Raw genomic sequence first — 18788 nt, 5'->3', positions numbered from 1 at the left:
GAAGATCCGATACGTCCGTGAGCGGCGTCTGGCCCGGCGCCGCTCTCGGACTTGGCGGCCGACGCCGTCGTGCCGGAGCGAGTCGCTCCGGGCGCGTGGGCCGCCCATTGCCATGGGAAGAGGGAGACGGATGAACGCTCGTGAGCCCAAGAAGGAAACCACCGCTGCTCCGGCAGCGTCACCGGCCGCGCCGGACGGCGGAGCCCGCGGCAAGAGCCGAGACCCCGCGTCCCTCGCCCGGGAGGGGTCTGGCAAAAACACCGAGGCTCCGAAGGGCCTCCCCGGCGCGCCCAGGGCGCCGGAGCTGCCCGCTCCCGCGCTGCCGAAGGGCGGCGGCGCGATCCGCGGGGTCGATGAGAAATTCTCCGCGAACCCGGTGACGGGCACCGGATCGTTCTCGATCCCGCTGCCGCTGAGCCCTGGCCGCGCGGGGTTCGGGCCGACGCTGGCGGTGACGTACGACTCCGGGGCTGGCAATGGCCCGTTCGGCGCCGGTTGGCAGCTGTCGATCCCGCGCATCACGCGAAAGACCGACAAGGGCCTTCCCGGCTACGACGACGCGCGCGAGAGCGATGTGTTCGTCCTGTCCGGCGCCGAGGATCTGGTGCCGGCCCGGTCGATCGACGGCGCGGAGCTCGACCGGTACGAGACGGAGAGCGAGCGGGTGATCCGCTACCGTCCCCGCGTGGAGGGCGCGTTCGCGCGGATCGAGCGCCGCGAGGCCAAGGCGAGTGGGAACGTGTACTGGACGGCGACGACGCCGGACAACATAACGAGCGTCTACGGGCGGAGCCCGGAGGCACGGATCGCCGACCCGGCGAGGCCTGCGCGCATCTTCTCGTGGCTGCTGGAGGAGACGCGGGACGACAAGGGCAATGTCGTCGTCTACGACTACAAAGCAGAAGACCTGATGGGTGTGGCACGCGACGAGGCCGCGGAGAGCCACCGCCACGCCGGCCGTGCGGCGGTGGCGAACCGCTATCTGAAGCGCGTCCGTTACGGGAACACGGTGCCGGGCGACGCGGGGAGCTGCGTGTTCGAGGTCGTCTTCGATTATGGGGAGCACGACGAGGTGGCGCCCACGCCCGCGGGGAGCGCCCCGTGGCTGGTCCGCCAGGACCCGTTCTCGGTGTACCGCGCCGGCTTCGAGATCCGCACGTACCGGCTCTGCCGTCGCGTGCTGATGTTTCACCATATGTCCGAGCTCGGCGAGACGCCGTGCCTCGTGCGGTCGCTCGACCTCACGTACGTGGAGAACGCTTACCTGACGCGGCTCGCTACCGCGATCCAGGCCGGATATATCCGTGATCCGCAGACCCAGGCGTACAGCCGCGAGGCACTCCCGCCGATCGCGCTCACGTACAGCGCGCCGGTGATTCACCGCGAGGTGAAGTCGCTCGACCCCGAGAGTCTGCGCGACCTGCCGGGCGGCACGATGGGGACGGGGCGGCGGTGGGTCGATCTCGACGGCGAGGCGCTTCCCGGCGTTCTGATCGAGGAGGGCGAGGTCCTCTATTACAAGCAGAACCTTGGCGGGGGCCTCTTGTCCGCGGCGCGGCCGCTGCAAACTCGCCCGGCCGTTTCCGGCGGGCAGCTGCTCGACATCGACGGAGATGGGCGCAAGGAGAGGGTGGTGTTCGAGCGGCCGGTGGCGGGCTACTTCGACCGCACCGACGCGGGCTGGGCGCCGTTCCGCCCGTTCGCGTCGCAGCCGAACGTCGACTGGAGCGACCCGAACGTCCGCCTCATCGATCTGAACGGCGACGGGCACGAGGACATCCTGATCACGGGGCCCGACACGTTCACGTGGTATCCATCGCTCGCCAAGGGCGGCTTCGACCAGCCGATCACCATCGCGCGCCCGAGCGACGAGGAGCGCGGGCCGTCGCTCGTCTTCGCCGACGCGGCGCAGAGCATCTTCCTGGCCGACATGAGCGGCGACGGGCTGGTGGACCTCGTGCGGATCCGGAACGGCAACGTGTGTTACTGGCCCAACCTCGGACATTGCCGCTTCGGCGCGAAGGTGCAGATGAGCGGCAGCATGCGGTTCGACCACGAGGGCCGCTTCGACCCGAAGCGCATCCGCCTCGCCGACGTGGACGGCTCGGGGACGACCGATATCGTCTACCTGCACCCGGACGGCGTGCGCTTCTATACGAACAACGCCGGAAATACGTTGGCTTCGCCGGTGATCCTGCCGCAGCTTCCCGACGTGAGCGATCTGGCGTCGGTCGAGGTGATCGATCTGCTCGGCTCCGGGACCGGGTGCCTGGTGTGGGCCTCGTCGCTGCCCGGGGCGCGCCCGCGGGTGCGCTACATCGATCTGCTCGGGAGCAAGAAGCCGCACCTCTTGACCTCGATCGCGAACAGCCTCGGAAGGACCACGACGGTGACCTATGCTCCGTCGACGAAGTTCTACCTGGCCGACATGGTCGCTGGTCGACGGTGGGTGACGAGGCTGCCGTTCGTGGTCCATGTCATCGAGCGCGTCGAGGTGTTCGATGCGATCTCGCGCCACCGCTTCGTCACCACGTATGCCTACCACCACGGCGACTACGACGGGGTGGAGCGGGAGATGCGCGGCTTCGGTATGGTCGAGCAGCGGGACACCGAGTCGTTCTCGGCGTTCAGCGGGGCCGGCTTCGCGCCGCCCGCGGTCAACGCCGATCCCGAGCTGCACCTGCCGCCGGTGCTGACGAAGACGTGGTTCCATACCGGCGCCTGGATCGAGGGGGCGAAGATCTCGGCGCAGTACGAGAGGGAGTATTACGCCGGCGACGCGGAGGCGGTCCGTCTGGCGGACACGCTGCTTCCCGAGGGGCTCGGCGCCGTCGAGATGCGCGAGGCGTGCCGGGCGCTCAAGGGGCGGCCCCTCCGCCAGGAGATCTATGCGCTCGACGGCTCGGCGGAGGAGCCGCGGCCGTACGTCGTCACGGAGCACAGCTACGGGATCCGGCGTCTCCAGCCCGCGGTGGGCGATGCGCACGCCGTGTTCTTCGCCCATGCGCGCGAGGCGCTGGAGTACCATTACGAGCGCAGCGAGAGCGATCCGCGCGTGACGCACGCGCTCACGCTGAAGGTCGACGATTACGGCGTGGTCATGCAGGCGGCGCAGATCGGGTATCGCCGGCGGGCGGCGGTGACGGTATTCCCCGAGCAGGGGCAGGGGAAGGCGACGCTGACGGAGAACATGGTGAAGCACCTGACCCCGGACGAGGAGGGTGCTTATCGGATCGGGGTCCCGACCGAGACGCGGACCTACGAGCTGCACGGCCTGCCGCTCGGCTCCGAGGGGGTGCTCGGCTTCCAGGCGGTCTTCGACGCGGCGGCCGCGGCGGAGAACGTGCCGACGCTCGCGTACGACGGGACGCCGAGCGGGGGCTTCCAGAAGCGCCTGTTGCAGCACGCACGCACGACGTACTGGAGCGACGATCTCACGGCGCCGCTGCCGTTCGGCGAGGTCGGGGGCAGGGCGCTCGTTTACGAGAGCTTCGCCAAGGTCCTCACGCCTTCGCTGATCACGTCCGTGTTCGGGACCCGCGTCACGAGCGGCATGCTCGCGGAGGGGGGCTATCTCCAGCTCCCGGACGATCCGGACACCTGGGTGGCCTCGGGGCGCGCGGTGCCTTCGGCGGCTCACTTCTACTTGCCGACGACGTTCGTCGATCCGTTCGGCAATGCGTCGCAGGTCGCCTACGACCCGTATTGCCTGCTCGTGACGGCGGTGACCGATCCGCTGAGCAATCTCGTGGAAGCCGTCCCCGAGTACCGCATCCTCGCCCCGCAGAAGCTGACGGACGCGAATGACAACGTGAGCGAGGTGCGCTTCGACGCGCTGGGGAGGGTCACGCTGTTGGCCGTGATGGGCAAGCCGGGTGCCGGCGAGGGCGACACGCCCGAGGACCCGACGGTCACCTTCACCTACGATCTGGAGCGATTCCAGCTCACCGGCAAGCCGAACGTGGTGCACGCCCGCGCCCGCGAGCAGCACGGACCGGGCAACCTGCGCTGGCTGGACACGTACAGCTACTCGGACGGCTCGGGCAACGAGGTGCTGCGCAAGGTGAAGGCGGAGCCGGGGCTCGCGCCCGAGCGCGACGCGAACGGCGCGCTGGTGCATGACGCGCAGGGCGACCTGGTCTTTTCGCACACGACGTCGCGCTGGGTCGGGACCGGGCGCACGGTGCTGGACAACAAGGGCAATCCGGTCAAGCAATACGAGCCGTTCTTCAGCGCGACGAACGAGTACGAGGACGAAGCGGAGCTCGTGGAGTGGGGGGGCACGCCGATCCTGCGGTACGATCCGCTCGGCCGGCTCATCCGGACCGACCTGCCCAATGGCACGTTCTCCCGGGTGGTGTTCGATGCGTGGAAGCAGACGTCGCACGATCCGAACGACACGGTGCTGGAGAGCGCGTGGTACGCGGCGCGGCAGGCTCTGCCGGCGGGCGATCCGGAGCGCCGCGCGGCCGACCTTGCGGCCGCGCATTCCGGGACGCCGGCGGTGAGCCACCTGGACGCGCTGGGGCGGGTGTTCCGCGCGGTGGCGAACAACGGGGCCGAGGGGGAGTACATTACCCAGACGACGCTCGATATCGAGGGCCAGCCGCTCCTGATCACGGACGCGAGTGACAACGAGGCGATGCAGCATCGCTTCGGGCTGGGCGGGCAGCTACTCTATCAGAAGAGCAACGACAGCGGCGAGCGATGGATGCTGGCGGGCGCGACCGGACAGCGGCTGCGGGCCTGGAACGGGCGTGGGTTCGTCTACCGCCCGTCGTACGATGCGCTGCGCCGGCCGACGCACGAGCAGGTGCAGCTGGGCTCGGGCAGCGAGCGGCTGGCGCGCCGTTACGTCTACGGCGAAGCGCATCCGCAGGCGACGGCGCTGAACCTGCGCGGCAGGGCGTACCAGGTGTATGATGGCGCGGGTGTGGTGACGAGCCAGGCGTACGACTTCAAGGGCAACGTGCTGCAGGCGTCGCGCCGGCTGCGCAGCGACGTGCACGCGGACGCCGACTGGTCGGTGCTGGCGGCGCTGACGGATGTGGCCGCCATCGCGACGGCGGCCGAGCCGCTGCTGGAGACGGAGAGCTTCGGCACGCAGACGGCGTACGACGCGCTCAACCGGCCGACGAGCGTGACGGCGCCGGATGGCCTGACCGCCTCGGATGCTAGCGAGATCAAGCCCACGTACAACGAGGCGGGCCTGCTCGAGCGGGTCGAGGCGCGGGTTCGAGGCGCGGTGGCGTGGACGATGTTCGTCGACAACATCGATTACGACGCGAAGGGGCAGCGCGAGCGGATCGAGTATGGCAACGGCACCTCGACGGCGTACACGTATGACCCATTGACGTTCCGGCTCTCGCGCCTGAAGACGACGCGGAGCTCGGACAGCGCGGTGCTGCAGAACCTGACGTATGTGTACGACCCCGTCGGGAACATCGTGGAGATCGGGGACAGCGCGCAGCAGACGGTGTTCTTCAACAACGCGGTGGTGTCGCCGAGCGCGCAGTACGTGTACGACGCGGTCTACCGGCTGATCGAAGCGACGGGGCGGGAGCACGCGGGCGGGCTGTCGGACGCACCGCGCGACCAGAACGACCTTCCGATCCAGTCGCTGCCGCACGCGAACGACGCGCAGGCGCTGAGGAACTATACGGAGCAGTATGTCTATGACGCGGTGGGCAACCTGCGGAGGATGGTCCACCAGGCGGGCACGGGGAGCTGGACGCGGTGGTATGCGTACGAGGAGACGGCGAACAACCGGCTGACGAGCACGACCGGGGACCCGGAGAACGGGCCGTTCCGCACCTATGCGCATGACGCGCACGGCAACATGACGTCGATGCCGCACATCTTGGCGCTGACCTGGGACGAGAACGACCAGGTGCGGAGCACGGATCTCGACGGCGGCGGCGATGTCTATTACGACTACGATGCTGCGGGCCAGCGCGTGCGCAAGGTCTGGGAGCACAACGGGCTTGTGGACGAGCGCATCTACCTCGGCGGCTACGAGGTGTACCGGAGGCGCAGCGGGTCGGGGCTGGTGCTGGAGCGGCAGACGCTTCACGTGATGGATGGCGCACGGCGGGTGGCGATGGTGGAGACGAAGACGGTGGACACGTCGGGGCCGTTCACGGTGACGCCGCGGGTGCGCTACCAGCTCGACAACCACCTCGGGTCGGCGTCGCTGGAGGTCGACGGGGCGGGGCTGGTGATCGGCTACGAGGAGTATCACCCGTATGGGACGACGGCGTACTGGTCGACCAGCAGCGCGGTGGAGGTGAGCCAGAGGCGGTACCGGTACACGGGCAAGGAGAAGGACGAGGAGACGGGGCTGTACTACCACGGGGCGCGGTACTACGCGCCGTGGTTGGGGAGGTGGACGAGCGCGGATCCCGCAGGGCTCGTGGATGGGCCAAATCTCTACGGTTATGTCGCGGGGAATCCGCTAAAACGTATCGATTCCACGGGGCTGGAGAGTGAGCCGCACGAAATTCGTGTCCGAGCTAGACCTCCGGGACTCTCTTCCCGCGTTGAACGATGGGCCTATTCGGAGGACGGGAGTCGATTGGTCACCTCGAGCGCCGAAGATTTTGCGGAGAAGACCCGCGGACTTCAGGTGTTTGTTTATGACAAGGACGCGGATGAGAGTAATACGGCTTTGGAGCGCAAGGCAGCAGAGCTTCATAAGGCGCGTTCAATGGCCGCTGGGCTCATCGACGCTTGGAATCAGGCGGGAAGTCACGTAGGTCAACCGGGAAAACACGCGGACGTAGAGGCCAACGGCGGCGCGGGCCAGAGCGCGCAGGGTGAGTCGACAGGTAATCAGCTGACGCAGGAGATGGCGCTTGCAGCGGGCATCGTGAACGGGATGCTCAACGAGGACATCAAGCCACGCGAAGGGGCCAGTCCTCATGGAATCGTGGGTGGACGAAGGGAGGGAGCTGAGTCCACGCCATTGCTGCAGGCAGCCGCAAGCGGTGTCATGTTGGGAGCGTCCCTTCTTTCCCAAGCCATGATGAAAGCAATCAGGGCGGCTAGGCGGTTGGCGAGCAGTGTCAAGATGCTACCGTCGAAGGGGACACTGCTTGAGGGGGGTGGGGTTGGCCTCAAGGGGAAAGAATTTGAAGAATTCCTGACCGAGCGCTTGGGTGGTTCTGGATCGTTCAGTAGAGGCGGACGAGATTTCGATGGTGGGATCGGAAATCGTTGGTGGGAAGCGAAATCTGGTAACTATTGGAAGATGTTAGAAGCAAATCCGCGCAAATTGCATAAATTTCAGTCTGATATGGCTGCAAGGCTACGTATTGCTCAGGATAGTAGTCCGTCTGCGTCTTACGAGATTTTTTCCAATACTCCGATTCCTGAGCGCATAAAGTCATGGCTCACCGAAAAGGGTATTCCGTATACCGAGATCCTGAAGTGAGCTGCGGAGGTTTGGATGGGTCGCTCTGCATCCATTGTTGTTGGTATTCCGAAGCTCGGATTGAATGTTTATAGTGTCGTGAGCTCGCTGCTTGCGGCTGGATGGTCCTATGATGATCATGGGCATATAAGCTATTTGCCAGTGGGAGATCGGGGGGAGTTTGATTGGCAGTGGGCGGAGCTTGATCGGTGGCCAGAGGTGGCCGCCGTAATCAAGAGCAAGGAGGGTGAGGGTGAGCTGGTTGGCGTTTCCTTGGTGTATGAGGATACGGGGTCCGGTGGGGAATTTCTTTTGAATCCAAGTGATGATAGTCTTTTGTTTAGTCTTACTATCAATATGCGCGATGTGCAGGGGGTTTCTGGTGTCGTTGATTTTACATGGTATCTCGAGCGTCTCATTCCTGCGATTTTGCGTGTAGGGCTCTCTATTGAGTATTTGGAGTGCAATCAGCTCTGATATAGAGGTATACGTGTGCCGCCGGAGGTTCCTACCGAAGGCGGTGCGCGGTCAACTCCTGGGCCGCGCGGCGAGCCCGGCGGCCGCGCACGACGGCATGCGGGCCGTTTTTCACCTGGACGCGCCGGGGCGTCACGCAGAGCACGCTGGACAGCGAGGGTCAGGCGCTCCTGATCACCGACGCGCGTGACAACCAGGCGATGCAGCATCGCTTCGGGCTGGGCGGGCAGCTGCTCTATCAGAAGAGCAACGACAGCGGCGAGCGGTGGATGCTGGCGGGCGCGACAGGACAGCGGCTGCGGGCCTGGAACGGGCGTGGGTTCGTCTACCGCTCGTCGTACGATGGGCTGCGCCGGCCGACGCACGAGCAGGTGCAGCTGGGCTCGGGCAGCGAGCGGCTGGCGCGCCGTTACGTCTACGGCGAAGCGCATCCGCAGGCGACGGCGCTGAACCTGCGCGGCAGGGCGTACCAGGTGTATGATGGCGCGGGCGTGGTGACGAGCCAGGCGTACGACTTCAAGGGCAACGTGCTGCAGGCGTCGCGCCGGCTGCGCAGCGACGTGCACGCGGACGCCGACTGGTCGGTGCTGGCGGCGCTGACGGATGTGTCCGCCATCGCGACGGCGGCCGAGCCGCTGCTGGAGACCGAGAGCTTCGGCACGCAGACGGCGTACGACGCGCTGAACCGCCCAACCAGCCTGACCGCTCCGGATGGTCTGACCGCCTCGGATGCGAGCGAGGTCAAGCCGACGTACAACGAGGCGGGGCTGCTGGAGCGGGTGGAGGCGCGGATTCGAGGCGCGGCGACGTGGACGACGTTCGTCGACAACATCGATTACGACGCGAAGGGGCAGCGCGAGCGGATCGAGTACGGCAACGGTACCTCGACGGCGTACACGTATGACCCGCTGACGTTTCGGCTCGCGCGCCTGAAGACGACGCGCAGCGCTGACAGCGCGGTGCTGCAGAACCTCACGTATGTGTACGACCCCGTCGGGAACATCGTGGAGATCGGGGACAGCGCGCAGCAGACGGTGTTCTTCAACAACGCGGTGGTGTCGCCGAGCGCGCAGTACGTGTACGACGCGGTCTACCGGCTGATCGAAGCGACGGGGCGGGAGCATGCGGGCGGGCTGTCGGACGCACCGCGCGACCAGAACGACCTTCCGATCCAGTCGCTGCCGCACGCGAACGACGCGCAGGCGCTGAGGAACTATACCGAGCAGTATGTCTATGATGCGGTGGGCAACCTGCGGAGGATGGTGCACCAGGCGGGCACGGGAAGCTGGACGCGGTGGTATGCGTACGAGCAGACGGCGAACAACCGGCTGACGAGCACGACCGGGGACCCGGAGAACGGGCCGTTCCGCACCTATGCGCATGACGCGCACGGCAACATGACGTCGATGCCGCACATCTTGGCGCTGACCTGGGACGAGAACGACCAGGTGCGGAGCACGGATCTCGACGGCGGCGGCGATGTCTATTACGACTACGACGCTGCGGGGCAGCGCGTGCGCAAGGTCTGGGAGCACAACGGGCTTGTGGACGAGCGCATCTACCTCGGCGGCTACGAGGTGTACCGCAGGCGCAACAACTCGGGGCTGGTGCTGGAGCGGCAGACGCTGCACGTGATGGATGGCGCGCGGCGGGTGGCGATGGTGGAGACCAAGACGGTCGACACCTCGGGGCCGTTCACGGTGACGCCGCGGGTGCGCTACCAGCTCGACAACCACCTTGGGTCGGCGTCGCTGGAGGTCGACGGCGCGGGGCTGGTGATCGGGTACGAGGAGTATCACCCGTATGGGACGACGGCGTATTGGTCGGCCGCGTCGGGGATCGAGGTCTCGCAGAGGAGATACAGGTACACGGGCAAAGAGAGGGACGAGGAGACGGGGCTCTACTACCATGGGGCGCGGTACTATGCGCCGTGGCTCGGACGGTGGACGAGCGCGGATCCAGCGGGAATGGTGGATGGACCGAACCTGTATGAGTACGTGCGGGGGAATCCCGTTGGGATGATTGATCCGAGTGGCATGGCCGGCGATGAGCCGAGCAGTGGGCGTGAAGCGCTCCAGCGCATCAGCGCAGTGAACGCGGCGAAACTGGGCCTTAAGTTCGCGACGGAAGAAGAAAAGAAGGCACAGTTGGCGGAGGCCAAGAAGACCCCCGTAAAGGTAACGAAAGCGCCCGCTCTCCCGGTCCAGGAGATCCGGCCGGAGCACCCGCTTGCCGGCGACATGGAGAAAGTCCGACGGGCGGCAGAGCTGTCGTCCATTCCACCCGACCAGAGAGAGCTTCGAGAGGATGCTGCGCAGTACCTTCGATATGGTCCAGTAGATGCCGTCCTTCTCGAAGGTGAAGCGGCCAAAGACAGGATCGAGGCCGAGATCGAGTCTCTTGAGGCGAAGGAGGTGAGCGTACATCCGGATGCGATCAAGATCCAGGCGGACCTTGAGAAGCGGGGCGTGCTGCCACCGCGGCTCACTGGACCTAAGGGGGCGATCATACCGGGTCCGATCGAGCGAGATCCGGCAGGTGGCTTCCGTCTGGTTCCGACCGGAGGCCCATCTGGAGCCGGAGTCGGCGGACTCGGCACCGTCCGTGGCATTCTGACGGAGACTGCGCGAGCCAATGCCGGCGAGCGGTCCTTCGCCCAAGAGTTCTTCATCAGCAAAGGTTACGACGTGAAACTGGCCGGGCACGGTACGAAGGGGGCCGATCTGGATGTGTCGGCGGGCGGCGTACCGGTCGGACGCTTCGAGCTGAAGCAGGTGACAACTGCCAACTCAAGTAAAATTGCAAAGCGAATCCAAGAGGCCTTGACACAAGCGCCGAATGCCATTATCGATGCCAGGGAAAGCCCGTTGAGTAATGTGCGTACAATCAGTGGGTATAGAGAAGCCGTTCGGAAGGGTCACGTGCCGCAGGGTGCAACAGTAAGACTGATTACGCGCAACATGGATATCACGTTCGGGAGGAGATAGCGTGGGAATCGGATATGAGTTGGTCTGCGTGGATTGCAAGCGTTCCCTCGGAATGGGAAAAATATACTGGCAAGACGAGAGCGGGGCGCCGCTGGAAAGCACTACATTTGATGGTGTCTTCAACAGGGCCACCAGGCAATGGCACAAGCGGGATGAGTTCTTCGGTAGAACGATTGAGGCTTTCCTTATTCAACATCGGAATCATGAAATTCGGTTCGTGCCGGAGGGGGTCGACGAGCTCATTGAGACTGGTGATGAGATCGTGGAGCTGCTCGATCCCGATGAGATCATCGCAGCACAAAATGCGGTCTTCCCAGATCCAGATCAAGACCTGAAGGAGTGGGAACATAAGTATCGTGGGCCGCGCTGAAGAATCTGGAATCGAGAGCATGAATCGGGAGGAGCCGCTACTGCCAGCGCGGTTCTGCATCGGGCAGACAGTGGCGGTCTCATACTCAGGTATCAGTTTCAGGGGCGTCAGCGCCGTCGGCTCTCGAAAGTGCAACTCGTCGCGAATTGGTGGATCAAGTTGTGACGGCATCGCCGGGGAAGGGGCGCTTGCCTGCGTGGGGCCGAGGCGCTCGCAAAGTCGAAAGGGTGGCTTTTCGCTCCGTGCTGAACCGGTGCGGCCAAACCTACCAGGTGTATGATGGCGCCGGTGTGGTTGTTCTGTCTCTCCCGAAATCTGACGGCCTTCCCGCCGTGCGACGCACGGGGGAAGGAGCCCATCGATACCGAAGCGAACCCGTTGGAACCATAGCAAATCGGTGTTGTAGGCGATCTGCCGTATGCGGCAGCTCATGGCGGGTCTGGAAATTGGCCTCGCACGGCGCATCTTGCGGATGACGCCCAATGTCACCAGAGATGACGCGATGCGTTTCGCCATGGACTACGGCGCCGGGGCCGGCTGGCCATGGAAGTTGGCGGTCTATGTCGAGGAGGAAGTATTGGAGTATCGATTGATGACCAATGCGGACATGAATGAATATAATATGAACGTCCGAATGCATGTCATCGATGATAAGGTCGTGGCGGCTGCGTTTGCCAGACGGTAGCAGCACATGACCGTGGTTTCACGCCGTCCCCCTCGTCCACCGATCGCCCAGTGTACGCCCCTTCGATACCCAGGGATTGTTGGTGTTCAGCCTCGCCATCGCTCGATGTCCATGCGCCACGTTAGCAAGCTGAAGATGGGGATGGTGTAGGCCCGGAGCGGATAATGGAGCGGTTCGCAGCGGCGCGGCAAGAGCCGAGACCCCGCGTCCCTCGCCCGGGAGGGTCTGGAAAAAACACCGAGGCTCCGAAGGGCCTCCCCGGCGCGCCCAGGGCGCCGGAGCTGCCCGCTCCCGCGCTGCCGAAGGGCGGCGGCGCGATCCGCGGGGGTGGATGAGAAATTCTCCGCGAATCCGGTGACGGGCACGGGGTCGTTCTCGATCCCGCTGCCACTGAGCCCCGGCCGCGCGGGGTTCGGGCCGGCGCTGGCGGTGACGTACGACTCCGGGGCCGGCAATGGCCCGTTCGGCGTCGGCTGGCAGCTGTCGATCCCGCGCATCACGCGAAAGACCGACAAGGGTCTTCCCCGTTACGACGACGCGCACGAGAGCGATGTGTTCGTCCTGTCCGGCGCCGAGGATCTGGTGCCGGCCCGGTCGATCGACGGCGCGGAGCTCGACCGGTACGAGACGGAGAGCGAGCAGGTGATCCGCTACCGTCCCCGCGTGGAGGGCGCGTTCGCGCGGATCGAGCGCCGCGAGGTCAAGGAGAGCGGGAACGTGTACTGGACGGCGACGACGCCGGACAATGTCACGAGCGTTTACGGGCGGAGCCCGGAGGCGCGGATTGCCGACCCGGCGAGGCCTGCGCGCATCTTCTCGTGGCTGCTGGAGGAGACCCGGGACGACAAGGGCAATGTCGTCGTCTACGAGTACAAGGCGGAGAACCTGACCGGCGTCGCGCGCGACGAGGCCGCGGAGAGCCACCGCCACGCGGGCCGCGCGGCGGTCGCGAACCGCTATCTCAAGCGCGTCCGTTACGGGAACACCACGCCGGCCGACGCGGGGAGCTGCGTGTTCGAGGTCGTCTTCGATTATGGCGAGCACGACGCCGAGGCGCCCACGCCCGCGGAGAGCGCCCCGTGGCTGGTCCGCCAGGACCCGTTCTCGGTGTACCGCGCCGGGTTCGAGATCCGCACGTACCGGCTCTGCCGTCGTGTGCTGATGTTTCACCATATGTCCGAGCTCGGCGAGACGCCGTGCCTCGTGCGGTCGCTCGACCTCACGTACGTGGAGAACGCTTACCTGACGCGGCTCGCTACCGCGATCCAGGCCGGATATATCCGTGATCCGCAGACCCAGGCGTACAGCCGCGAGGCACTCCCGCCGATCGCGCTCACGTACAGCGCGCCGGTGATTCACCGCGAGGTGAAGTCGCTCGACCCCGAGAGTCTGCGCGACCTGCCGGGCGGCACGATGGGGACGGGGCGGCGGTGGGTCGATCTCGACGGCGAGGCGCTTCCCGGCGTTCTGATCGAGGAGGGCGAGGTCCTCTATTACAAGCAGAACCTTGGCGGGGGCCTCTTGTCCGCGGCGCGGCCGCTGCAAACTCGCCCGGCCGTTTCCGGCGGGCAGCTGCTCGACATCGACGGAGATGGGCGCAAGGAGAGGGTGGTGTTCGAGCGGCCGGTGGCGGGCTACTTCGACCGCACCGACGCGGGCTGGGCGCCGTTCCGCCCGTTCGCGTCGCAGCCGAACGTCGACTGGAGCGACCCGAACGTCCGCCTCATCGATCTGAACGGCGACGGGCACGAGGACATCCTGATCACGGGGCCCGACACGTTCACGTGGTATCCATCGCTCGCCAAGGGCGGCTTCGACCAGCCGATCACCATCGCGCGCCCGAGCGACGAGGAGCGCGGGCCGTCGCTCGTCTTCGCCGACGCGGCGCAGAGCATCTTCCTGGCCGACATGAGCGGCGACGGGCTGGTGGACCTCGTGCGGATCCGGAACGGCAACGTGTGTTACTGGCCCAACCTCGGACATTGCCGCTTCGGCGCGAAGGTGCAGATGAGCGGCAGCATGCGGTTCGACCACGAGGGCCGCTTCGATCCGAAGCGCATCCGCCTCGCCGACGTGGACGGCTCGGGGACGACCGATATCGTCTACCTGCACCCGGATGGCGTGCGCTTCTATGCGAACAACGCCGGCAACACGCTGGCTGCGCCGGTGATCCTGCCGCAGCTGCCCGACGTGAGCGATCTGGCGGCGGTCGACGTGATCGATCTGCTTGGCTCCGGGACCGGGTGCCTCGTGTGGGCCTCGTCGCTGCCCGGGGCGCGCCCGCGGGTGCGCTACATCGATCTGCTCGGGAGCAAGAAGCCGCACCTCTTGACCTCGATCGCGAACAACCTCGGAAGGACGACGACGGTGACCTACGCTCCGTCGACGAAGTTCTACCTCGCCGACCGGGCGGCCGGCCGGCCATGGGTGACGAAGCTGCCGTTCGTGGTCCATGTCATCGAGCGCGTCGAGGTCTTCGACGCGATCTCGCGGCATCGCTTCGTCACCACGTATGCCTACCACCACGGCGACTACGACGGCGTGGAACGGGAGATGCGCGGCTTCGGCATGGTGGAGCAGCGGGACGCGGAGTCGTTCTCGGCGTTCAGCGGAACGGGCTTCGCGCCGCCCGCGGCCAACGCGGATCCCGAGCTGCACCTGCCGCCGGTGCTGACGAAGACGTGGTTCCATACGGGCGCCTGGATCGAGGGGGCGAAGATCTCGGCGCAGTACGAGAGCGAGTATTACGCCGGCGACGCGGAGGCGGTCCGTCTGGCGGATACGCTGCTTCGCGACGATCTCGGCGCGGTCGAGATGCGCGAGGCGTGCCGGGCGCTCAAGGGGCGACCCCTCCGCCAGGAGGTCTATGCGCTCGACGGCTCCGCTGGGGAGCCGCACCCGTACCTCGTTACGGAGCACAGCTATTCGATCCAGCGCATCCAGCCGTCGGTGGGCAATGCGCACGCGGTGTTCTTCGCCCATGCGCGCGAGGCGTTGGAGTACCATTACGAGCGCAGCGAGAGCGATCCGCGTGTGGCGCATGCGCTCACGCTGAAGGTCGACGATTACGGCGTGGTCATGCGGGCGGCGCAGATCGGGTATCGCCGGCGGTGAGCCACCTGGACGCGCTGGGGCGGGTGTTCCGCGCCGTGGCGGACAACGGTGCTGAGGGGCCGTATGTCACGCAGACCACGCTGGATATCGAGGGGCAGCCGCTCTCGATCACCGACGCGCGCGACAACGAGGCGATGCGGCATCGCTTCGGGCTGGGCGGGCAGCTGCTCTATCAGAAGAGCAACGACAGCGGCGAGCGGTGGATGCTGGCGGGCGCGACAGGACAGCGGCTGCGGGCCTGGAACGGGCGTGGGTTCGTCTACCGCTCGTCGTACGATGCGCTGCGCCGGCCGACGCACGAGCATGAGCAGTTCGGCGCGGGCAGCGAGCGGCTCGCGCGGCGCTACGTCCACGGCGAAGCGCATCCGCAGGCGACGGCGCTGAACCTGCGCGGGCGGGCGTACCAGGTGTATGATGGCGCGGGTGTGGTGACGAGCCAGGCGTACGACTTCAAGGGCAACCTGCTGCAGGCCTCGCGCCGGCTGCGCAGCGATGTGCACGCGGACGCCGACTGGTGTTGACGCTCAGGCTGGCTGATGGTCCGCCGAGCAAGCTGCTTGATGGCCATCGCGGGCGTGCACGGTTGCGGTCAAGGAGAGCGATGGCCATCGCTCGGACGCGCGCCGCAGGGCAGCTCGCAATGGCCATCATGGTTGGTGGCCGTCGGCGCCGGCGAGGTGTCCCTTTACCAGCGCCGAGGTGGCGCCCGTCGTGTGGGTCAGCGTCAGCTGCCGTCCGTCCCCAGGTCGCCGACGATGCGCGCCATCACGTCACGCTCGACGAGTTTCTTCTTCCGTCGCGCCGCCTCGCGCAGCGCGGCGGTGGCCATGCGGTCGATCTCGCGCAGGCTCGAGCCAGCCGCCTCGTGGAGCAGCGTCAGAGCGTCCGCGGTGAAGACGTCGCGATCGGCGCCGGCACGGCTCATCCGGAGCCGCACGTACTCTCCGGTATCGTCGGGGACCATCGCACCAATGGACAGACGCCGCTCGATGCGGGAATATAGCGAGCGGTTTTTGCGCAGCTCAAGCCGGTCTTGGAGGTCAGAGAGCCCTACCAGGATCAGCGACAACAGGGCGCGGCTGTCCCATTCGTAGTTGAGCAAGATGTGGAGATGATCGAGCGTGTCTTGGTGGAGCAGGTGCGCTTCGTCCAGCAGGAAAACCGGGTGGATGCGCTCGCGGCCGAGGGTCTCGATATGCGCGCTGACAGCGTAGAATACGGCCGCCGCGGTCGCAGCGGGGTTGAGGCCGAGGGCATGGCAGAGCTGGCGATAGAAGTCGCGGCGGCCCAGCGTGGCGTTGTGGCAGTAGGTCAGCCGGAAGCCGGCCTGCGGCAATCGATGACGCACGGCCCGTAGCACACACGTCTTGCCGGCACCGGGCTCGCCGACCAGCAGCACTTGGGCGTGCTCGTGCACGGCCTCGCACACCTCCTCGACGAGCTGCTCCTTCGAGGGCGGCAGCCACAGCTCGCCGTCCTGGATCTCCTTGGAGAAGGGTGCGGCGGAGAGGGTGAAGAAGCGGACGTAGGACTCGCTCACGTCTCTCCTCCGCGCTCGCTCGTGTCAGCGCCAGTGCCTATCGAGCGGCCGAGCGTCCGCGCGGGGTTGAAGTCCACGGGGCGAGTCGGCTTGTTCACCGCAGGCCCGCCGCACGGCAGCCGCTTTCGGCGCGCGTTGCGCTGCGGGTCGACCGGATGCAGCACCAAGCGCTTGCCCTCGTGCTCGACCCACGGCGGCTCGTCGGGCGCGACGAAGCATCGGGCGACGGAGACGATCTGGCCGGCGAGGTAGCCTTGATCGAGCTGCCAGGCGACGCCGTCGACAGAGACGATGTTGTCGCCCGAGACGCGGCGCCGGGTGCGCTCGGTGAGCGCGACGCGCAGCGCCCTTTCGTCGACGCCGCCCTCGGCGGCGGGGCGGGCCGCGTAGACCTTCGCCGGGGTCTGGCCGAGCAGGCCCCCGTGCGGCGCCGGGTGGTAACGCCTGTCGAGGAAGGCGCGGAGCGTCGTGTTGATGTCCACGAGCGACGCCAGGGCGCCGAGATAGGTAAGGCACCCTTCGCGCAGCGTGCGCCAGAAACGCTCCATCTTGCCACGCGCCTCTGGGTCGTACGGCTTTGCGTGCAGGAGCGTGATGCCGAGCCGCGCGCACGCGGTTTTGAGGATGTCGCCGCGGTAGGTGGAGCCGTTGTCGAGATAGAGCGCGTCGGGCTTGCCGTGGCGGCGCAGGGCGTCGACGGTCATGGCGAGCATGTCGACCTCCTTCTCGGTCGTGTGCGCCTCGAGGGCCACGACGTAACGAGAGGCGTCGTCGAGCAGCCCGTGGATGCGGAGCGGCATGGCTTTGCCGCCGACGGTGCAGCCGGTCACGTGGCAGACATCGCCGTGCCAGAGCGCGCCGGGGCGCTCGGCTTGCCAGCGCAGCCGCGTCTTCGGCTCTCCCTCGGCGCGCGCGGCGCGGCGGCGAAGGCCGTGCGCCGCGTACAGTCGCCGTACGGTGGGCTCGGAGATCTGGGTGGCTTCGAGTCGCCCCTCGTCCACAAGCGTCTTGAGGATGAGCGGCACCGAGGCGTCGGGATGCTCGCGCCGAATGTCGAGCAGCAGCGTACGCAGCTCCTCCGACAGGTCCTGCGCGAAGCCGCGATCGCTGCGTGGCTGTGGGCGCAGGCCGTCGAGGCCAGCGGAGCGATACGCGTACAGCCAGCGCTCGAGCGTGGGCACCGAGTAGGTGCGGGTGCTGTGCGCGCCCGGCGGTCGAAACCGCTGCTCGCTCAGCGCACGCAGCGCTGCGGCGAGCTGGCCGTGAGTGAGTACGCGGTGCATGAGAGGGCCGATGACCGTGGCGCGATAGATCGCGACGGTCTCGGCGTGGTCGGCGGGGCCGAGGGCCATTCGGACAGGTCCTTTCTGCGCCTTGCTGGCGCGCGGTCCTTGTCCGGGATCGGCGGCGTTTTTGGCAGGGATCCTCTCAGGTGGGCTGTACGATCGGGGCTCCTCGGGGGCAAAGGCCCTCACGCCGCATGCGCGGCGCCGAAGAAGGCGCGCTGCTCGATCGGCAGCGCCCGGGTCGTCGGGTCCGCGGTTGCCGCGAGCGATGTCGCGACGGCGGCTGCCCTCTTTCGGAGCGAGGCGGACGGGCCTGGGTCGGGGGCGTCCGAAAACAGACGTCGCTGCGCGACGTCGCGCGCCCACCGACGCAGCGTGGCCCAGCCGGCGACGGCGCTGTCGCCGAGGATCTTCGCTGGGCCCACGCGCCGACGGACCTCGGCCGCCGTCGCGAGCGCCAGGCCCCAGAGCGCGAGGGCGAAGCCGATCGCGGCGGCGCTGTATACGCGAAGGCCGAGCACTCCGCGAGGAACGACGAGCAGCACAGCGCGGCAACTGAGGCAGCGGTAGCGGCGAGCTGTCACCGAGAGCACCTCGGGGCGTTGGTCCGGGCTGGTGGGGCCCCAGACCTGCCGCTCGCGCCTGCCGTGGCCTTGGAGCCGGATGGCGCCGCCCAGCGGACAGCTCGCAGCGCCGCAGACGGGGCAACGCGCAGGCCGCGCTTCGACGACCGTGGGCGGCTGCTGCTGCCAGCGCTTGATGTCGATGGCGCTCTGGATAACACTGCGACCGCTTCGATTCCTGGGCACAAGAACCGGAGCACGACGAGGAGGCTGTCCGCCAAGATCAGGTCTCCTCGTCGCCTATTTTGTGGCCGGCACCGCGCCGCTGCTCCGCTCCTGCGGTCGGCCTAACCCG

The 18788-nt window shown here is 66.9% G+C and carries 10 protein-coding genes; 7 read left to right on the top strand and 3 right to left on the bottom strand.

Annotated elements, in window-relative coordinates; genetic code table 11:
• The first annotated feature begins 130 nt into the window (after positions 1-130).
• From WMF39_RS34885 to WMF39_RS34855, 7 genes are all read left to right on the top strand, one after another.
• Positions 131-7432: a SpvB/TcaC N-terminal domain-containing protein gene (locus tag WMF39_RS34885; protein ID WP_437740791.1), complete on the top strand. Its 7302-nt coding sequence runs from the start codon at positions 131-133 to the stop codon at positions 7430-7432.
• 15 nt (positions 7433-7447) lie between these two features.
• Positions 7448-7888 (top strand): hypothetical protein, encoded by a 441-nt coding sequence (locus tag WMF39_RS34880; protein ID WP_437740790.1) that lies wholly within the window; start codon positions 7448-7450, stop codon positions 7886-7888.
• Positions 7889-8088: 200 nt separating this feature from the next.
• Positions 8089-10875 (top strand): RHS repeat-associated core domain-containing protein, encoded by a 2787-nt coding sequence (locus WMF39_RS34875; protein ID WP_437740789.1) that lies wholly within the window; start codon positions 8089-8091, stop codon positions 10873-10875.
• A 1-nt stretch (position 10876) separates the two neighbouring features.
• Positions 10877-11245, top strand: coding sequence for a hypothetical protein (locus WMF39_RS34870; RefSeq protein ID WP_437740788.1), 369 nt, complete (start codon positions 10877-10879; stop codon positions 11243-11245).
• Positions 11246-11663: 418 nt separating this feature from the next.
• Positions 11664-11930 carry a hypothetical protein gene (locus tag WMF39_RS34865; RefSeq protein ID WP_437740787.1) on the top strand — a complete coding sequence of 89 codons (267 nt, stop codon included), beginning with the start codon at positions 11664-11666 and terminating at the stop codon, positions 11928-11930.
• A 327-nt stretch (positions 11931-12257) separates the two neighbouring features.
• Positions 12258-15044, top strand: a complete 2787-nt coding sequence (locus WMF39_RS34860; protein WP_437740786.1) for a SpvB/TcaC N-terminal domain-containing protein — start codon at positions 12258-12260, stop codon at positions 15042-15044.
• Between the two features lie 23 nt (positions 15045-15067).
• Positions 15068-15565 (top strand): hypothetical protein, encoded by a 498-nt coding sequence (locus WMF39_RS34855; protein WP_437740785.1) that lies wholly within the window; start codon positions 15068-15070, stop codon positions 15563-15565.
• 203 nt (positions 15566-15768) lie between these two features.
• Here the strand turns inward: WMF39_RS34855 and WMF39_RS34850 are convergent, their stop codons facing one another.
• The 3 genes from WMF39_RS34850 to WMF39_RS34840 form a co-directional block, all read right to left on the bottom strand.
• Positions 15769-16584, bottom strand: a complete 816-nt coding sequence (locus WMF39_RS34850) for an ExeA family protein (RefSeq protein ID WP_437740784.1) — start codon at positions 16582-16584, stop codon at positions 15769-15771.
• Positions 16581-17936: a DDE-type integrase/transposase/recombinase gene (locus tag WMF39_RS34845; protein ID WP_437740783.1), complete on the bottom strand. Its 1356-nt coding sequence runs from the start codon at positions 17934-17936 to the stop codon at positions 16581-16583. Before WMF39_RS34845 ends, WMF39_RS34850 begins: the two co-directional genes overlap by 4 nt.
• A 119-nt stretch (positions 17937-18055) precedes the next feature.
• Positions 18056-18679, bottom strand: coding sequence for a hypothetical protein (locus tag WMF39_RS34840; RefSeq protein ID WP_437740782.1), 624 nt, complete (start codon positions 18677-18679; stop codon positions 18056-18058).
• Positions 18680-18788 lie beyond the last annotated feature (109 nt).

It is taken from the genome of Sorangium sp. So ce1504 (genome assembly GCF_051521635.1).
GTDB lineage: Bacteria > Myxococcota_A > Polyangia > Polyangiales > Polyangiaceae > Sorangium > Sorangium cellulosum_B.
This window is presented reverse-complemented; position numbering and strand designations above follow the sequence as displayed.

Bases quoted from the DNA above. Each gene is read 5' to 3' on its own strand.
- WMF39_RS34880 (WP_437740790.1), top strand. From the start codon at position 7,448: ATGGGTCGCTCTGCATCCATTGTTGTTGGTATTCCGAAGCTCGGATTG.
- WMF39_RS34865 (WP_437740787.1), top strand. From the start codon at position 11,664: ATGCGGCAGCTCATGGCGGGTCTGGAAATTGGCCTCGCACGGCGCATC.
- WMF39_RS34885 (WP_437740791.1), top strand. From the start codon at position 131: ATGAACGCTCGTGAGCCCAAGAAGGAAACCACCGCTGCTCCGGCAGCG.
- WMF39_RS34875 (WP_437740789.1), top strand. From the start codon at position 8,089: ATGCAGCATCGCTTCGGGCTGGGCGGGCAGCTGCTCTATCAGAAGAGC.
- WMF39_RS34845 (WP_437740783.1), bottom strand. From the start codon at position 17,936: ATGGCCCTCGGCCCCGCCGACCACGCCGAGACCGTCGCGATCTATCGC.